The following is an 18,057-nucleotide window of genomic DNA, read 5'->3' as shown; positions in this document are numbered from 1 at the left end:
AAATTAATTTTGGGATAGGACGTAACCTTCTCCCATAGGGGAGAAGGAACTATTCTATATAACATCCAGTATTATTAGTTCCTAAATGGAAGAAGAAAAAAAAGCAGTTTCAGAACGTAAAAAATCCTGTACTAATTGTGGTGCAGAATTAAAATATAAACCTGGAACGACTGAGATTACTTGCGAGTATTGTGGGCATCATGAAACGATTATAAATGATCAAAATGGGTTTCAGGAATTAGAACTTAAACCCTATCTCGAAGAAATGGGTTCTCAATCGCATTCTGAAGAAATCATGATGCTGCATTGCAAAAATTGTGGCGCAAATCAACATATCGAAGAAAACTATAAATCTTTGCATTGCGTGTATTGCACTATGCCTTTGATTATAGAAGATGCATATAAAGAGGATTGGATATTACCCGGAGCAGTTCTTCCTTTTCAATTTGATCAGAAAAAATCACATCAGATATTTTCAAAATGGGTAAAAGGATTATGGTTCGCCCCTAATAATCTTAAAAAAGCAGCATTAGATCCTCAAAATACCAAAGGCCTCTACTTACCATACTGGACCTTTGATGCTCAATTGTATGCAAATTATACAGGACAACGTGGAGATTATTATTATGTTAGTGTTCCGTATACAACAACGGTAAATGGTAAATCTGTTACCAGAACCCGACAAGAACGTAGAACAAGATGGTCTCCGGCAAGCGGAAATGTAAGTGGTTTTGTTGATGATACTTTAATTAAAGCATCACACCAAAATAAGAATCCAGTACCAAGAAAAATATCAAATTGGAATCTGGATGCTCTTTCACCATTTAATACCAATTTTTTGGCAGGGTTTGTTACCGAAAAATATACGATTCCATTAAAGGATGGTCACCTATCATCTACCAAAGAAGCAGAACGTATTGCAACATCCTGGGCCAGACGTGATATAGGAGGAGATACTCAAAGAGTACACCATATAGATATGAGTTTAAGTGAAGAGACCTTTAAGCATATTCTGCTTCCGGTATATATTAGTGCATATCGCTTTAGTAGTAAAAAGTATAATTTCTTTATCAATGGCCAAACAGGAGCTATTTCTGGAAGCAGACCTTACTCTTTCTGGAAAATATTCTTCTTTGTATTGTTTATACTCATTATTATTGCAATAATTGTCTGGTTTGCTGAGAAATAATTTTACCCGTGAAAGGTAATTGGCAGTCACAAAATTTAATTCATAAAAAAAAGATACTGGTCAAAAACCAGTATCTTTTTTAGTATTTTTTTTCTAAAATAATGCTACTGCAAAGCTCAAGCTTCTAATCCTTAGTTTTAAATCCAATAACCTCATACACTGTCTTACTCATATCGGGACATAGATTTTCTCTTATTTTAAAAGAAACTTCCTTATCCTTAGGCATACGTTGTTTTAGAGTATCAAAATCATTTGCTGGTGAGTTCATAAAACCAAAAGTAATCTCTTGTCCGGGAGAAATCATATTTGTAATACCCGATCCAGAATTTATAATTTGTTTTACTTTTACTGTAGTAGCCGTTTTAAAGCTCTTTTCACAGATAGATATATTCTTAGTTACACCTTGTATTACAGCAATCAAATGCACTGTATTAGGATCAATCGTATTATTCTGAAGATCACTAAACTTCGGTTTTTCTACTTTAGGTTTAGTTTTTTCGGCTTCTTTTTCCTGGGCAATACTATTTGATTTGCAAGAAAATAAACCAACTACTATTAATATATACAGTATTTTATCCATTCTATAAAAATAAAAAAAGGAGTTGAAATTTTCAACTCCTTTTAAGTTTATCATTATTGTAACTTATTTCTTAATAAGTTTTAGAGTGCTTTGATTTCCATCTTCTGTAATTCTTGCAAAATATAATCCAGATCTTGCATTTGAAGCATCCCAGATCGTATTATCACTAACATTACTATTTGAATACAACTTATTACCCATAGAATCAAAGATCTCGATAGATCTAGAAGTATTTTCATTAGATTTTAATGCTGTATCTTTAAAATTAAATGAGAACATCCCATTAGATGGATTTGGTGAAGCTGTAGTGTTTTTTGACACTTCTATTACAGCCAAAGGATCTACTGAAGGTTTAGGTTCACCTGCACCACCATCATCTACCATTCCATAAATCTGGAATACCTGATCAAGAGGATCTCTACCAAATGCAACCGAAACCGGTGTCCAATCTGTCGCTCCAGTACCAAATAAGTCTAAATTATCTTTAAAATGTGGTTCCTGACCAATTCCTCCATTTTGTGAAGACCAGAACCATTGTTCTTGCCCAGCACCAAAAGCTAAGTTAGCATAAACCGATAACCAATAGTTACCACTTTCTAATGTTACCGTTGCTGGAAGCGCTAGATTTAAGTTTGTATCTGTTGGATTAGAGATTGGAGTAATCTCTCCACTATTATAAACCTCATCACCAGGAACCCCTGCATTATCACTATATATTACAACAGTTGCATTGGTTAATGCTGGTGAGTTATTAGCTCCTCCAAAAGCTACAATTCTCTCTAACGTCCATGTATTTCCTGCAGGAATAATGAAATCATCTGCAGATTGTGCCAGACCACCAAAATCAACAAAGAATTGAGATGCTAATGATGATGTAGCTCCTTCTATTTGCTCATAAATTGCAAGCTCGGTTACAGATACTGTGAATCCTTCTGCAACTTGCTCATCTCCAGAGGTAGCGATAAGACCAATTGTTGCCTTACCTAAGCTATCTGGTGCAAAAGAAAGAGTGATTGTATTTCCTTCTAATGTTGCTGTTACTAATTCTGGATTAGAATTAGTAAATTCTATATCTATTGCATTTCCGTTAGAGTGAACAAATAAGTCTGTTACGTCTACTTCTACATCCTCGCTATTTTCTGCTACAAGAAGATCATCTAATAGGTAAGCTACACTTAATGAAGATTCTGGTAATTCATTAAATACTGGAAATTTTGCACTATACACTCCACTACCATGTGCAGCTACAGCGATAAATCCATCTTTACGAGTTTTTACCTCATCTGTTACGGCATTACCAATAGCAAAAGGTTCTTTGATCCAACGGGTTCTTTCTCCATTTAATCTATTTGTATAGTATAATCCAGTACTTGTTGCTGCATATACTTTTTGTAATCTAGAACCAAAGAATCCTTGGCTGCTTCCTAAGAATGCAGTACTTCTTACAGATGGCCCATTTCCTGATCCATCAGCGTTTTCTTCTAAATTACCACTAATATTTGTCCAGGTATCTCCTCCATCTGTAGTTAAGAATACACTTATTACTCTATAATTAGAGAATGTAGCAATAACTCTATCAGAATTAGATGGATCTACATTGATATCGTTTACAAAACCTTCTGGTAATCCTTTTCCTGTAAAAATATCTACTACTTCTTGATCATCAAGATTAGCATTATCCATTCTATAGATACCTCCTGTATTAGTACCATAATATAGTCTATTTGCAACTGGATACTTAGAAACATCTAAAGAAGATATTGAAGTTCCTGCTGGAGTGTCTGTATTTGGAAGATCTACCCAGTTTACTGTTGCGAATGCATTTGAGAAAAGAGGGATTTCATCCAGATTATTATTTCTCCAAATTCTATTACCCGCAGGTAAATACATAATGTTATCATTATTTGAATCCAGAATAAATGGTGTAATAAAAGCAAGATTATTAGCTCCTGCAGGTCTTACTCTGGTGAATGATTGAAATTCTCCAGCTTCATCAAAATTAAATCTATATACATTTCCTCTTTGTGAAGACACATATCTTGTTCTTCCGTTATCTGCAATTGCACTATAAGCTCCGTCACCTCCAAAATCTTCTATCCATGGTTCTATAGAACTCGCAGAAGATGTAAACCAAGTACCGTTATCCTGAAAACCAGCTAGTAAATCATCACTATTTGGTTCTGGATCAAAAGATACATGATATGGCTGTGTAGTTACATATCCATTATTTAAAGAAATCCAATCTACAGGTTCTGCTGCAGATGTAGAAGTAGTAACATCTTCGGTTACAAATACACCTCCATCATTACCAGATAACACTTTATTAGGGTTAGATGGATAAAAAAGTAATGCATGCTGATCAGGATGTTGATCAGGATATACACTTATATTGTTTAAAGGAGAATATCCTGCAATCCAGCTTTCTTGTCCTGCAGAAGTAGTAAATCCAGTTGTAGATCTGTATATATTAGTTCCTCCTACAAACATTAGATTAGGATCTGCCGGACTAACCTTAACGATCATATTATATCCACCCTGAAGATTTAAGTTTCCTACTGATCCTCCAATTCCGATAGGTAGATTAGCACTTAGATCTGTCCAGGTTTCTTCTGGTGTAGCTGCAGTAGCATCGTACTTAAATAAAAATGCTGGTCCACCATCACCTAGATTTTGAGTAAAGAAATATACAATGTTTTCATTAGAAGGATCTATCCCCATAACAGTTCTTCCGTAACTTGCTGGTAAAAGCTCTGGTGATATTTCTGTCCATGTATCAACATCTCCGTTTGTAGATGTGAAATAACCATTATTAGGATTTCCTCCAGAATCGATAGTTGCATAAATCTGACCTGTACTTGTAACTGCAACTTCTGCAGTATTGTCAAAATCACCTGCTAATACTTCTTCAAATGACTTTCCTCCATCTTTAGATTTGTGTACACCATTAAAAGTACCTACAAAAATATCTCCGTTAGCTGGGTTAACCACAATAGAGTTAATCAAATCAAAAGGAGAAAATGTTCTTACGTCATTATCATTGGTAGCTTCAAGAAGTCTCCAGGTTCTTCCACCATTAGTAGATTTATAAACTCCGGTTCCTTGAAAAAAGGCTCCTCCTGCTCCAGCAGAATTACCAAAACGTTCTCCTGATCCATAATACCAAGTATTATGTTTACCAGGTCTAGGATCTTGTACAATACAAGTAATACTTGGTGATTGTCTACGAGATGTTACCTTTCTCCAGGACTCTCCACCATTGGTAGAGCGCCATAATCCTCCCGAAACTCCTCCGGCAAGAATTACATTCTCGTTTGTACGATCAATAGCGAGTGCTCTTGTTCTTCCTCCTACATTGTAAGGGCCTCTGTTTTTCCAATATGAAAAACGACCTGCTTTTGAAGATTTCGCAGCATTGCTAATTGATTGTTTTGAATCATTTCCTTCAGAAATCTTACTAGAGAAATTTACTTCTTTGTCTCTAATTCCAAAAGGGATTTCATTAGTGTTCGGGTCTTTGAGTCTTTCAAATTCCCACTTCATTCTTTCTAACGCTTTATCACCAACTTTTTTTACATCCGATTTAGATCCATATTTACTATCGTAAATTTTAGATTGTTTGTAAAGTGAATGACCTCCAGGTTTCTCTTGTTGATCTGCCTGTGTTTTAAGCTGTTGTGCGTTTACTGAAGTAATGGTTCCCACAAGAGAAACCGCCCAAACGGAACGTTTGAGGTAGAATAATAATGTTTTCATTTTTAAGCTGATTTGTGAGTGATTCTTCAAAACTAGCTTAAATTTTTGAATTTTTTTCTTAAATCTTAAGGAATTTTACGATTTTTTTACTTTTTCTCTAATAAAATCTCTAAACTCTCGGTAATTACATGGCATATATCTTCTGCTACAATAATAGGATCACTGGTAATTGTTGTATACCCCGTTTTACTCACCATAACTACATAATTACCAGTTCGTTCATGGGCTCCAACAAAAATATTAGTTCCCGATATATTCTCTAGGGTTTCTTTATATTCACTATCTATAGCTACTACTGTAATACCATCTACCAAAAACGTGGCATCCATAGTATCTTTAATTGTTACTTCTAAACCTGGTCTAGCCTCTAGGGTACATAAAACAGGATCTTCTGTCCTATCGTCATCATTACAAGCTACACAGAGTATTAATAAAAGTAAAAAAACTTTTTTCATTTATTTTAACTTTATAAGTTATTACTTGTACATAAGATGCTTTTAAAAAGCTATGGTTGCGTTTTTTTAACATGCTCTATACAGTATTTATTACATACATAAACCACAAAAGTTACATATTAGTACAACATTTAATAAAAAATGCATCCCATGTGGGATGCATTTTTTATTATTTATCACAAAATTATCTGGCTATAAATCGAATTTAATTCCTTGAGCCAATGGCAATTCTGTAGTATAATTTATTGTATTGGTTTGACGTCGCATGTAAATTTTCCAAGCATCTGATCCTGATTCACGACCACCACCGGTTTCTTTTTCACCACCAAAAGCACCACCAATCTCAGCACCAGAGGTTCCTATATTTACATTGGCAATCCCACAATCTGATCCTGCATGTGATAGAAAACGTTCTGCTTCGCGTAAATTATTTGTCATAATAGCAGAGGATAACCCTTGTGCTACTCCATTTTGAGTTTCGATAGCATTTTCTACATCACCACTATACTTTAATAGATATAATACTGGTGCAAATGTTTCGTGTTGTACAATTTCAAACGAATTATCAGCTTCTGCGATAGCAGGTTTTACATAACATCCGCTTTCATAACCTTCTCCAGAAAGCACAGCTCCATCTACCACAATATTTCCTCCTTCTTCTACTACTTTCTGTAACGCATTTTGGTAACCTTTCACTGCATCAGTATCTATTAATGGTCCCACATGATTATTTTCATCAAGAGGGTTACCGATTCTCAACTGTCCATAAGCGGCTACTACTGCATTTTTTACTTTATCATAAATAGATTCATGTATAATCAATCGGCGTGTCGAGGTACAACGTTGACCTGCAGTTCCTACTGCACCAAACACAGCTCCAATCACAGTCATTTTAATATCTGCATCAGGTGTAACAATAATTGCATTGTTTCCTCCCAGTTCTAAAAGTGATTTTCCCAAACGCTGTCCCACAGTTGCTCCTACAATTTTACCCATTCTGGTAGAACCTGTAGCAGAAATTAAAGGAACTCTTTTATCTGTTGTCATCATCTCTCCTACTTTATAATCTCCATTAATCAAGCAAGAAATCCCTTCTGGTAGGCTATTATCTTTTAAAACTTTGGCAATAATATTTTGACATGCTATTCCGCAAAGTGGTGTTTTTTCACTAGGTTTCCATACACATACGTCTCCAGAAATCCATGCTAATGCAGTGTTCCAAGCCCATACTGCTACAGGAAAATTAAATGCAGAGATAATTCCTACAATCCCAAGCGGATGATACTGCTCGTACATTCTATGACCAGGACGCTCAGAATGCATTGTTAAACCATGTAACTGTCTAGATAATCCTACTGCAAAATCACAGATATCGATCATCTCCTGCACTTCTCCTAAACCTTCTTGATAGGATTTTCCCATCTCATAAGAAACTAATTTTCCTAAAGGCTCTTTTAATTCACGTAATGCTTCTCCGAACTGTCTTACAATTTCTCCACGTTGTGGAGCCGGCATTATTTTCCAGGTTTTGAATGCCTTAGTTGCAGTTTGTATTACTTTTTCATAATCTTCTGCTGTAGTGATTTCTACTTTACCTATCAATTCTCCATCTACAGGTGAATAAGACGAAATCATTTCTTTTGAAGAGAGCCAGTTTGCTCCAGTAGAAGTCCCTTTATTGTGTTCAGAAACCCCCAGTTGCTGTAGTGCTTCCTCAATTCCGAAATCTAATATTGCTGTTGCCATGTATAAGTTACTTTTTGAAAACGTAAAGATACTGTGTTTTTATAATGAAAATATTATTTACTCTTCCGACACTACTATTTTTAGTTATTTTTTTATTTATGAGACTAAATTTAATCAAATTTTCCCTTTTAGTTTTCAAAAAAGAAATAATTGATTTTCTCGTTTCCTCATCCTGCGGTATTACCACACTTCTTTATAGGTGATAACCTATGATTTTACCGTTAAATACCTCTTACATTTTATATGTTAAAATCTAACTTTTATAGCTACTAACTTTTAAATATAACATCATGAAAAAATTATTTCTTTTAACCTTTATTTTCTTAAGCTCAACTCTGGCTTGGTCCCAGATTTCGCAAGAAGAAGCCTACAAAATTCTAGTAGAAAAACAAATTATTCCCGAAGGACGAAACCAATGGGTATATGGACTACAAAAACCTATTCCTCCTAATTACAAAATCCGAAGTTTCAATAAAACCATAATATCTTCGAAATTTGAATCGTGGTTGTTTTTTATTGATGAGGATCCTTATGCAAATTGGGAGCATCCAGCAAAATACATATTTTTTGATATCCGCTCTGGTGAGTTTGAGATCAAAAGAGCAACCACACCTCCTGATATAATTCATGAGATGAAGATTTTTAAAAAGTACATCGAAACCAGAGAGCGTTTTTTAGATTTTGCAAAAACAAATACTATAGCCTGTGGAACATCGAATAACAAATATGCAGTTATTATTAGTGGAGGATGGAATCAAGGAAATAATCATATTCGGTATTGGAATGATTGTTCTTTTGTATATAGTACTTTAATCAACAAGTATGGATATGATGAAGCAAATATTTATACATTAATGTCCGACGGAACCAACGCTGCAGTTGATATTTCTAATGGAACAAATTCTAATCCTGACCTAGATGGTGATGGGGACAATGATATTCAGTTTTCTGCAACAACAGCTAATATCACTTCTGTTTTTAACACGCTTTCAGGAATTTTAGATGAAGATGATGAATTATTTATTTTCACTACAGATCACGGAGGCGTAGATAGTTCTGGAGCATCGGCATGGGATACATTATTATATTTATGGGGAGAAACAATTACAGATGATCAATTTGCAATAGAAGTAAATAAGGTAAATGCCGGTAAAATCTCTATCGTTATGGAGCAATGTAATAGTGGTGGGTTTATTGATGATCTATCTGGTCCAAATAGAGTAATTGCAACTGCCGCAAGACATGATGAATTGTCATGGGCAGGACCAACTATTAATACCGATGAATTTGTTTACTATTGGACCTCGGCAATGAATGAAGCGTTGCCTTCTGGTACTGTCGTAAATCCCGATACAAACTCTGATAGTGTAATTAGTAAACGTGAAGCATTTGATTATGCAGAAGCTAATGATACTAAATCCGAAACTCCGCAATTTAATGAAATGCCTATCAACCTAGGAGATCAACTCACATTAAACGGAACAGGTGACCTTTATATTAAAGATAATCGCGCTCCTTATCATAGTGTAACCGATTCTGGTATAGAGCCTAATACTTTTAGTGGGCCTATGTGGACAAGTAGAGATATTTGGGTAAGACAAGATGTGGATGGAGGTACAACTCATGAAAACCCGGAGTACAAAACAACAAGTCCTAATGGAGTATATGTACGGGTTAAAAACAGAGGATGTGCTCCAATCTCTGATGGCAAATTAAGAGTATATTTTTCTAAAGCTTCTACAGGATTATCCTGGCCAACACATTGGTCCAATTATTACGATTTTACACCAAGTGGTTCCTATGTCTTACATGGAGATGAAATTACCAGCATACCTTTAAGCATCCCTACACTCAATCCTGGAGATGAAACCATTATTGAAATTCCTTGGTATCCGCCTAATCCAAATGATTTTGATTACGACATACACCATTTTTGTTTAATTGCCAGAGTAGAATCTCAGATAGATCCTATAGGTCTAGAAACAGCTTCGGTTAACAGTAATACCAAAAACAATAATAATATCGCCTGGAAAAACATCTCTGTATATGATGTAAACCCTTCTAATAATATTAACTATACAAATGTCTATATCAGAAATATTTTTAGGAAAAAAGAAGATGTTATTGACTTATATTTTATGGATGGAAATTATGGTACTTCAACCGAAAATCCTTTCCTGAGAAATGGAACCGTAATTGCAACTATGGACCCAGAACTATTCGAAAGATGGCAAAAAGAAGGAGAAGGAATTAAAATTATTGATAAAAACACCGTACAGATTTATGATTCTAAAGCAGTTATGAAAGGAATTCATCTAAAACCAGGAGAATCTTTTTCTATGCAGATGCAGTTTAAGTTAAATGATAACAAACCTTTTAGAAGGCCTTTCATATTTGATGTAGTCCAAAAGAATGAAAGAGGAGTTATAGGAGGAGAACGTTTTGATATCGTATACCAGGATAAAAAGAAAAATCCAAGACAAGATATAATTACTGATGATATTTCATTATCTATATTTCCTAACCCATCAAATAAATTCTTAAACATTAGCTTTACAGCAACAAAATCAAATACTGATGTTTCTGTTTCAATACGAGATTTTGAAGGGAACATACTCATTTCGAATCATAAAAATCTTTATGATAAAGGGAGCCACATAAAACAAGTAAATATAGAATCTCTAAAAAAAGGAATTTACTTTTTGAGACTTACTATGGACGGAAAAACTATTGTGAAGAAAATTTTCAAAAGATAATTTACATTTAATTATCTACCGTTGGCTTAGAAAAAAGACTAAACTCTAAGTTAAAAATTATTAAGTCAATCCCGCTCTAGAGCGGGATTGACTTAATATTCAAGATATTTTGAATCTCTTTTTAGTTCTTAAAAACTAGGTCAAAAAAGAAATCGCTCAAACAAGATTTCTCTTGTAGAGCGATTCCCAACTAAATAACCAACCAAAAAGTTAATATTGTTAAGTGCTACCTTACTTTTATTTTGAAAGCTTCAAAAAATCAGCTTTTTTTATTCTTTTCTTTTCATTCTGAGTCGGTTTTCCTTTCTCAGAACTCTTAAATTGTATATGTCCTCTACCTACGAATTGGTACACCGTTTCAGAGGTTGGATGAAACAATTCTATTTTACTATCATTTATAACGGACAACTCAAAGAATTCATTGCCCAGATAATCGTAATCAAGTGTTAAAGTTTTCCTATCAAAAATGTTAACGATATCATTAACCTCATAATGTCCTGTATAATCATAAAAGATATCGTCAATATGAATTCCATTTTCATCCTGAGAGCTTTTAAAATTTTCTCCAGATCCGAAATATGAGAATTTCAAATAGTTTTCGTTATCAAATTCATTCAATACTCCAAACTCACTAGTAAAGACTTTTTCCCAGGTTTCATACTCTTGCAAGAAATAATGAATATTATCATAAAATACCTGATCATAATCAAAATTATTACGTTGATATCCAATCAAGAAATAACTAGTATTCGTCACCTGATCATACACTTCTATCTGATTATCTGATAATTGAGTGATTACTAATTTATATGCACCGTCAATATCATGGCTGATATCCAGATCCATTCTAAAAGTATTATAGAAACCAACATCTAATCCATAGCCATTTCCATTGCTTCCCATATCGACTAAATTATTATTGGCATAAAACGTTCCGTTTCGGAAAGAAACTGTAAACGCTTTTTGTAAAAACGGAATCTCACCATTACCCTTTGTGCGTTCGATATCTACATACCAGATCTCATAGGTATTTAATAATTCGTTTAAAGTAATTGTTGGTTCTTCTACATAAACATCTTCTTCGATAACAACCTCTGCTACACAAGAAGTTAATAGTATTGAACTTAAAAAAATAACCGAAAGTAATTTTAGCGTTTTCATATGCTGTGTGTTTTCAATTTCATTAACTGAGAACCAAAACACGTGCCAAAATTATAATAAACTGATTATCAAGTCTTTATTTTGAGTTGTATTTTTCCTATTTTTGAACCCACAATATTTTTTATGGAAAAAAATGCAAAATTTGCAGTACTAGGAGGTGGTAGTTGGGCAACTGCCATTGTAAAAATGCTTACCGAAAACCTAAATGAAGTTGGATGGTATATGCGAAGTACCTATGCTTTAGAGCATATTAAAAGACAACAACACAATCCTAATTATTTAAGTTCGGTCGAATTTAAAGTTAAACAACTTAAACTTACCAATGATATAAATGAAGCTGTTGAGCATGCAGATTATCTGATTTTTGCTATTCCTTCTGCTTTTCTAAATAGCGAACTCAAAAAACTAACAACATCTTTAAAAGACAAGATTATTTTTTCGGCTATAAAAGGTATTGTTCCAGAGACAGGACTTATTGTAGGAGAGCATTTTCATGATCAGTATGACATCCCTTTTAATAATATTGGAGTAATTACCGGGCCATGTCATGCAGAAGAGGTTGCACTAGAACGACTATCGTATCTTACTATAGCTTCTAATGATGAAGAAAAAGCCAAAATAATGGCTAATCATTTAAGTAGCGATTATATTAAATGCAAAACCAGTGATGATATTATCGGTACCGAATATGCTGCAGTGCTCAAGAATATCTATTCTGTAGCTGCAGGTATTGCACATGGTCTTGGGTATGGTGATAATTTTCAGAGTGTTCTTATGAGTAATGCAATTCGTGAAATGAAACGTTTTATTAAAAAAGTACATAAAATGAAACGTAACATTAATGATTCTGCTTATTTGGGTGATTTATTGGTGACCGGATATTCTATTTTCTCTCGTAATCGAATGTTTGGTAATATGATCGGTAAGGGATACACAGTAAAAAGTGCCCAGATGGAAATGAGTATGATTGCCGAAGGATATTATGCTGCAAAGACTGCATATGAACTCGATGCTACAAAAGCTGCTCGAACGCCTATCATTGATGCAGTACATGCTGTATTGTATGAAAATAAAAATCCAAAAAAAGTATTTAAGAAACTAACAGATAAGCTAGATTAATTATTCTTATCTTCATGCCTCTGATTTTTTACTATACATCTTATGAAGAAGCTTATCGAAACGTTTTATACCGGATTAAGCAATCTCGATGCCGAAACCATGATATCATGTTATCACGATGATGTGGTTTTTGAAGATCCCGGTTTTGGAAAACTAAAAGGTAATCGTGCAAAAGGTATGTGGCGTATGCTATGTAAAAACGCAAGAAATTTTAAGGTCGAATTTTCACAAGTTGAAGCTAATGATCAAAAGGGATCAGCTCATTGGGAAGCATGGTATTCTTTTAGTAAAACAGGAAAATCAGTTCATAATAAGATCGATGCTCAATTCGAATTTAAAGATGGTAAAATCATAAAACACATAGATGATTTTAACTTGCATCGATGGGCTTCTCAAGCTATCGGATGGAAAGGCGCTTTGCTTGGTGGAACTGGTTTTTTTAAGAAAAAACTAATCCTGCAAACCAATAAAATGCTCGATAAATTTATGGCCTCTTGATTTTGATACTTTAACCTAATATGAACACATTACAAATCACACAACCCATTGTATCAATAGACTGGCTTTCTAAGTATTTAGATCATCCAGATTTGGTAATTCTGGATGCTACAATTAAAAAAGTAACTTCTCAAGACAAGCCAAAAAACTCGAATCTAAAGATTAAAGGAGCTCGATTTTTTGATATTAAAAATGTTTTTTCTGATACAACCACCGATATTCCTAATATGCTTCCTTCTCCAGAAGCGTTCTCAGAAGCTTGCAAAGCACTTGGTATTAGTTCTCATCATACCATAATAATCTATGATACATTAGGAATCTACTCTAGCCCAAGAGTACGATGGATGTTTAAAACCATGGGACACCAAAACGTTGCCATATTAGATGGTGGTTTCCCGGTCTGGCAAAAAGCTGAACAACCATGCGAAACTGAGGATACCAGCCCACAAGAATACAACCGTGGAAATTTTGAAGCCAAGTACATTTCCCAATTGGTCACCAATGCTAAAACGGTACATATAGAAATGAATTCTCAAAGTTCTCTAATACTGGATGCCCGTTCTGCGGGTAGATTTACTGCATCAGAGCCCGAACCCAGAGAAAGCCTTAAAGGAGGGCATATTCCAAATTCAATGAATTTGCATTATACAAAAGTACTTGATGATGGTAAAATGCGATCTACGACAGAATTGCAAAAAATTCTACAGTATTTTAATATTGAAGACAAAAAACTGATCTTTACATGTGGGTCCGGCATTACTGCATGTATTATTATGCTTGCCGCAGAGCTGGCAGGATATCATAATGTATCCGTATATGATGGATCATGGAGTGAATGGGGGCAGTTGGATGGAGTTCCTATTCAATGTTAAATACAAATTAAAATATCTGCTTAATTATATTATATGAATTGTTTTTTTCGATTGATTTTTTGCATTGCCTTGTTATCGGCTAATTGTTATGCTCAAAAAGCACCAAAATTTAGCTTACAAGATTTTTATACCTATACTTCTGAATTAGAATATACAGTAGATTCTATTTTTAATACATTAAGCGATCGACAAAAGGTCGCCCAAATGATCATCACTTCTGGTGGAGAAATAGGAAAGCCAGCAGCTACAGTTCGAAAATTAGCTATGCAAAATGCTATTGGAGGTGTAGTTTATTTAAAAGGACATAAGCAAAAACATACCGAAGACATTGCTGCACTTAATGCTATTACTGCAAAAAACAAGACCATCCCGCTTCTGTTTAGCATGGATGCCGAACCTAGTTTATTCTCTAGTAGAATTAAAGGAGCCCGTAAAGTAGGTAAAACTATTGATATCAAAAATGAGGCGCAATCAGACTCTGTAGTCAACATTATCAATCAGGAACTTAGAGATATTGGTGTACACCATAATTATGCTCCTGTACTGGATGTAAGTTCTAGTAATGAAGCTATTAAATCCAGAAGTTATGGAAATAATAAAGAAGATGTAGTTCGCCTCGCGAATCAGTTTATAAAATGTTCTCAAGAAAGTGGGATCATAGCAACAGCAAAACATTTTCCAGGTCATGGTCTTGTAAAAGGAGATACCCACAAACAAAGTGTATACATAGATGGTCCTTTACAGGAAGTAGATAATTATAAAAAAATTATCGAAGATGGTGTGCTCTCTATCATGGTTGCCCACATCACTATTAAAAATAATAAGGAGTATGATACTGATGGATTACCCTCTAGTTGTTCTCGAAAAATTGTTACTGGGCTATTAAAAGAAAAAATGGGATTTAGAGGTATTATTATATCTGATGCACTTAATATCATGAAAGCCGTTACGATTTTAGACAATGCTCCCCTACTCGCTTCTAAAGCTGGTTGTGACCTGATCCTGATGCCACAAAACGAAATAAAAACAATAAATGCTATCTTGGCCGAAATGAAAACCAATCCAGCCTATAAAAAACAGGTAATGCAGTCGGTAAAGAAAATCTTACGATTAAAAGTATGTGGCGGAGTCATTAGATAGTTAGTGATTTATTGTTAATAGAAAGTATACGCCGATCATTATTGATTAGCAAACCATATATTACTTTGGACTATTTATTAGTGAATATTAAACAAAAACAATGAATCCCACATTTATTCTTCGTTTAGCAGTAGCAATTATTCTTTTAACACATAGTATACCAGGCATGTTCGACAATGGTATTAATAACTTTGGTAATTTGTTTTTAAATGAGATTGGGTTTTCTCCTTTTGGAGTATACATAGCCTGGACTATCAAATTATCACATGTTGTATGTGCTGTCCTTTTTATATTGAATAAATATCTGAAATGGTCTTCATTAATAACTATTTTAATACTCATTGCCGGTATTTTTTTAGTTCATCTCCAAGAAGGCTGGTATGTGGTAGGAGATGGAAGAAATGGAATAGAATATAATTTTTTACTAATTTGTGTACTAGTAACCATCATGTATCCTAATGGGATCTGGAAAAGAAAAAATTCTCAACTATAATTGAAATTGTAGTAACCAAATTATAGAAATAAACATATCATTTTATTAATTGTGTCAATCAAAGAACTACTAAATACGACCGAGCATCGACCCTGGAAAATCCCAAATAAAGATTGGAAATTCTACCAGGAATGGAACAATACAATATTTATTCATTGGCAGGTCGAATTATCAGAATTACAAAAATTTGTTCCAAAAGAGCTTGAAATCGATCTTTTTGAAGGAAAACCCTGGATTTCTTTGGTAGCTTTTACCATGGAAAAAATTAGACCTAAAAACCTGCCGGCATTTCCTCCAATCTCTAATTTTGATGAAATTAACATCAGAACATATGTCAAGTCTAATACAAAAACGGGAGTTTATTTTCTAAGTATAGAAGGAGGAACAAATTTATCCTGTAAAATAGCGAAGAAAATTTCTGAATTGCCATATCGGTATTCAAAAATAAAACGAAGCAAAAATCAATATTTATCCATAAATCCAGAGTTTAAAGATGAACTAGACATCCTATTTTCTATTGGAGAAGAAATTACAGATAAAAGCGCTCTCGATACATGGCTTACAGAAAGGTATGCTTTGTTTCAAGATACAAAAAAGTCAATTAATGAATTTGAGATTCATCACCTGGAGTGGCCAATACGAAAAATTGAGGTTACTAACCTAAAGGTAAACTACTCGAGGTTTGATAAACTCATCAAGAGTAAGCCCGACAAAATTCAATATTCAAAAGGAGTAAAAGTAATCGCCTGGGGGAAGAACAAAAAAGAAAGAATCGTACTATAATAAATACTGATTTTTATACATTATTACTATGAGAACCATTTTACTGTTTATAGGAATATTTACCATTTCTTTTATAGGAGTTTCACAGAATATCGATGAGCAAATTCTAAAAATTCGAGAAGAGTTTCAACGTATTAATTCAAATCATCAACTTGAAAAGATTGACCTATACAATGAGGAGTTCATGGAGCATACAACAGATGGTGGTGGCCAACTTACCGGGTATTTTGAGAATGATCAACTGGTAAAATATGTAGAATGGATTGGAGTTTCTTATGGGTCTGTTGTAATAGAATATTACCTAAAAGAAGGTAAACTGTTTTTTGCCTATGAACAAGAAAACAAGTTTAAAAGCCTTTACGATCCATCTGGTGAATGGATGTCTTTTGATACCTCTTTGCAGCCAGAAACCATATTCGAAGGTCGTTACTATTTTAATACCTCAAAACTCATAAAAGAACTTAAAAAGGGAGAGCGTATGTTTAATAGCGTTTTTGAACCATCAAAAATTTTAGAACATGCACATGTATTGAGTAATGTATTAAGCAAAAACAGATAAAAACATAGTATCCTATCACAACAAAAACAAGTCATCTTTTTAAAAACAGAACTTATGAAAAATAGTCGTACAATTCAATTCGTTGCCGTCTTTGTGTTTTTAGCAATATTTTTAAGCTCATGTACTAGTACCACCAAAAAACCCATTGATCATAAAGCTGCCCAAGAACAAAACGAATTACTTTTTACAAAAACATTGCAAACACACCTTACAGCTATAGAACACAGAAATCTCGACTCTTTAAAATCAACACTATCTCCAACAGGAGAAATGCAACTTATTTTACCCGGTTTAAAAATTAAAAACACAGCAGATGAGTTTATCGCTTTACACCAGGAATGGTTTAAAGATACTACCTGGACTATAGAGACAAAAATAGTAAATGTAAAAGTGGGAGATAAAATCGGGATGGCCGTTACCGAGGCTATGTATAGAGAACCCAATAGAAATGGTAGTCCTTATTTTAATCATATGATGGTTAGTTATGATTTAGAAAAAATAAATAACAAATGGTATGTGATCAAAGATCACGCTTCTTCAATAGAAAAGACTAAACCAAAGATTACTACAACAGAATAAACAGTATTATAAAAAGTAGATTGTTTTCCTCAATTATATAGTTTTCTAAATTGAGTTTAAACAAGTTTTTGTGACGCATTACTTAGTGGCGCGGATTTGCAATTCGTGCTTTTAAAACTTCAGAATAAATTTAAAGCAACAAGTTCTAATTCATGATCTAAATCTTCATAATTTCTAGCAGAACCAAAAATATAAACCTCTGGATTTAAGACAATCTTATCTACAACTGGTTATTAATAATTTACAATAGTAAAAACAGTCACATTATAAGTGACTGTTTTGATATTTTGGTATGTTTCACCGATTACAAATCCGCACTATTGAGTTGCAAAATAGAACACATTAGATCCAACTATTTTTAAGGTAAAACCAGA

At 33.8% G+C, this 18,057-nt stretch carries 15 protein-coding genes; 10 read left to right on the top strand and 5 right to left on the bottom strand.

Annotated features, from left to right (window positions below; genetic code table 11):
• Nucleotides 1–85 precede the first annotated feature (85 nt).
• Complete coding sequence (locus AAFU52_RS09565; protein WP_438426267.1) at nucleotides 86–1,189, top strand: DNA helicase PriA; 1,104 nt, start codon at nucleotides 86–88, stop codon at nucleotides 1,187–1,189.
• Nucleotides 1,190–1,313: 124 nt separating this feature from the next.
• Here AAFU52_RS09565 and AAFU52_RS09560 read toward each other — a convergent pair whose 3' ends face one another.
• From AAFU52_RS09560 to amaB, 4 genes are all read right to left on the bottom strand, one after another.
• Nucleotides 1,314–1,769: a hypothetical protein gene (locus tag AAFU52_RS09560; RefSeq protein WP_024769742.1), complete on the bottom strand. Its 456-nt coding sequence runs from the start codon at nucleotides 1,767–1,769 to the stop codon at nucleotides 1,314–1,316.
• 63 nt (nucleotides 1,770–1,832) lie between these two features.
• On the bottom strand, nucleotides 1,833–5,522 hold the full coding sequence (locus AAFU52_RS09555) for a T9SS type A sorting domain-containing protein (protein WP_438426266.1): 3,690 nt from the start codon (nucleotides 5,520–5,522) through the stop codon (nucleotides 1,833–1,835).
• Nucleotides 5,523–5,608: 86 nt separating this feature from the next.
• Nucleotides 5,609–5,977: a hypothetical protein gene (locus AAFU52_RS09550; RefSeq protein WP_024769744.1), complete on the bottom strand. Its 369-nt coding sequence runs from the start codon at nucleotides 5,975–5,977 to the stop codon at nucleotides 5,609–5,611.
• Nucleotides 5,978–6,169: 192 nt separating this feature from the next.
• Nucleotides 6,170–7,723, bottom strand: coding sequence for an L-piperidine-6-carboxylate dehydrogenase (amaB, locus tag AAFU52_RS09545; RefSeq protein WP_024769745.1), 1,554 nt, complete (start codon nucleotides 7,721–7,723; stop codon nucleotides 6,170–6,172).
• 290 nt (nucleotides 7,724–8,013) lie between these two features.
• On the opposite strand from amaB, the gene AAFU52_RS09540 reads away from it, so the two are divergent.
• The gene (locus AAFU52_RS09540; protein WP_438426265.1) at nucleotides 8,014–10,479 is read left to right on the top strand and encodes a T9SS type A sorting domain-containing protein; all 2,466 of its coding nucleotides are present in this window, start codon (nucleotides 8,014–8,016) and stop codon (nucleotides 10,477–10,479) included.
• Nucleotides 10,480–10,716: 237 nt separating this feature from the next.
• Here AAFU52_RS09540 and AAFU52_RS09535 read toward each other — a convergent pair whose 3' ends face one another.
• The gene (locus tag AAFU52_RS09535) at nucleotides 10,717–11,640 is read right to left on the bottom strand and encodes a hypothetical protein (RefSeq protein ID WP_024769747.1); all 924 of its coding nucleotides are present in this window, start codon (nucleotides 11,638–11,640) and stop codon (nucleotides 10,717–10,719) included.
• Between the two features lie 123 nt (nucleotides 11,641–11,763).
• Here AAFU52_RS09535 and AAFU52_RS09530 point away from each other — a divergent pair, with 123 nt between their 5' ends.
• The 8 genes from AAFU52_RS09530 to AAFU52_RS09495 all read left to right on the top strand — a co-directional run bounded on the left by AAFU52_RS09530 (nucleotide 11,764) and on the right by AAFU52_RS09495 (nucleotide 17,683).
• Nucleotides 11,764–12,759 (top strand): NAD(P)H-dependent glycerol-3-phosphate dehydrogenase, encoded by a 996-nt coding sequence (locus AAFU52_RS09530; RefSeq protein WP_024769748.1) that lies wholly within the window; start codon nucleotides 11,764–11,766, stop codon nucleotides 12,757–12,759.
• A 42-nt stretch (nucleotides 12,760–12,801) separates the two neighbouring features.
• The gene (locus tag AAFU52_RS09525; RefSeq protein WP_438426264.1) at nucleotides 12,802–13,257 is read left to right on the top strand and encodes a nuclear transport factor 2 family protein; all 456 of its coding nucleotides are present in this window, start codon (nucleotides 12,802–12,804) and stop codon (nucleotides 13,255–13,257) included.
• A 20-nt stretch (nucleotides 13,258–13,277) separates the two neighbouring features.
• Nucleotides 13,278–14,129 (top strand): sulfurtransferase, encoded by an 852-nt coding sequence (locus tag AAFU52_RS09520; RefSeq protein WP_438426263.1) that lies wholly within the window; start codon nucleotides 13,278–13,280, stop codon nucleotides 14,127–14,129.
• A 33-nt stretch (nucleotides 14,130–14,162) separates the two neighbouring features.
• On the top strand, nucleotides 14,163–15,269 hold the full coding sequence (locus AAFU52_RS09515) for a glycoside hydrolase family 3 N-terminal domain-containing protein (protein ID WP_084050216.1): 1,107 nt from the start codon (nucleotides 14,163–14,165) through the stop codon (nucleotides 15,267–15,269).
• A gap of 100 nt (nucleotides 15,270–15,369) precedes the next feature.
• Nucleotides 15,370–15,762: a DoxX family membrane protein gene (locus AAFU52_RS09510; protein ID WP_024769752.1), complete on the top strand. Its 393-nt coding sequence runs from the start codon at nucleotides 15,370–15,372 to the stop codon at nucleotides 15,760–15,762.
• A 51-nt stretch (nucleotides 15,763–15,813) separates the two neighbouring features.
• Nucleotides 15,814–16,545 (top strand): YqjF family protein, encoded by a 732-nt coding sequence (locus AAFU52_RS09505; protein WP_438426262.1) that lies wholly within the window; start codon nucleotides 15,814–15,816, stop codon nucleotides 16,543–16,545.
• A 28-nt stretch (nucleotides 16,546–16,573) separates the two neighbouring features.
• Nucleotides 16,574–17,104 carry a hypothetical protein gene (locus tag AAFU52_RS09500; RefSeq protein ID WP_438426261.1) on the top strand — a complete coding sequence of 177 codons (531 nt, stop codon included), beginning with the start codon at nucleotides 16,574–16,576 and terminating at the stop codon, nucleotides 17,102–17,104.
• Between the two features lie 54 nt (nucleotides 17,105–17,158).
• Nucleotides 17,159–17,683, top strand: coding sequence for a nuclear transport factor 2 family protein (locus AAFU52_RS09495; RefSeq protein ID WP_438426260.1), 525 nt, complete (start codon nucleotides 17,159–17,161; stop codon nucleotides 17,681–17,683).
• Nucleotides 17,684–18,057 lie beyond the last annotated feature (374 nt).

This window comes from Aquimarina macrocephali (genome assembly GCF_051627225.1).
GTDB classification, from domain to species: Bacteria; Bacteroidota; Bacteroidia; order Flavobacteriales; family Flavobacteriaceae; genus Aquimarina; species Aquimarina macrocephali.
Note: the sequence above shows the minus strand (reverse complement) of the source record. Positions and strands in the feature narration are given on the sequence as shown.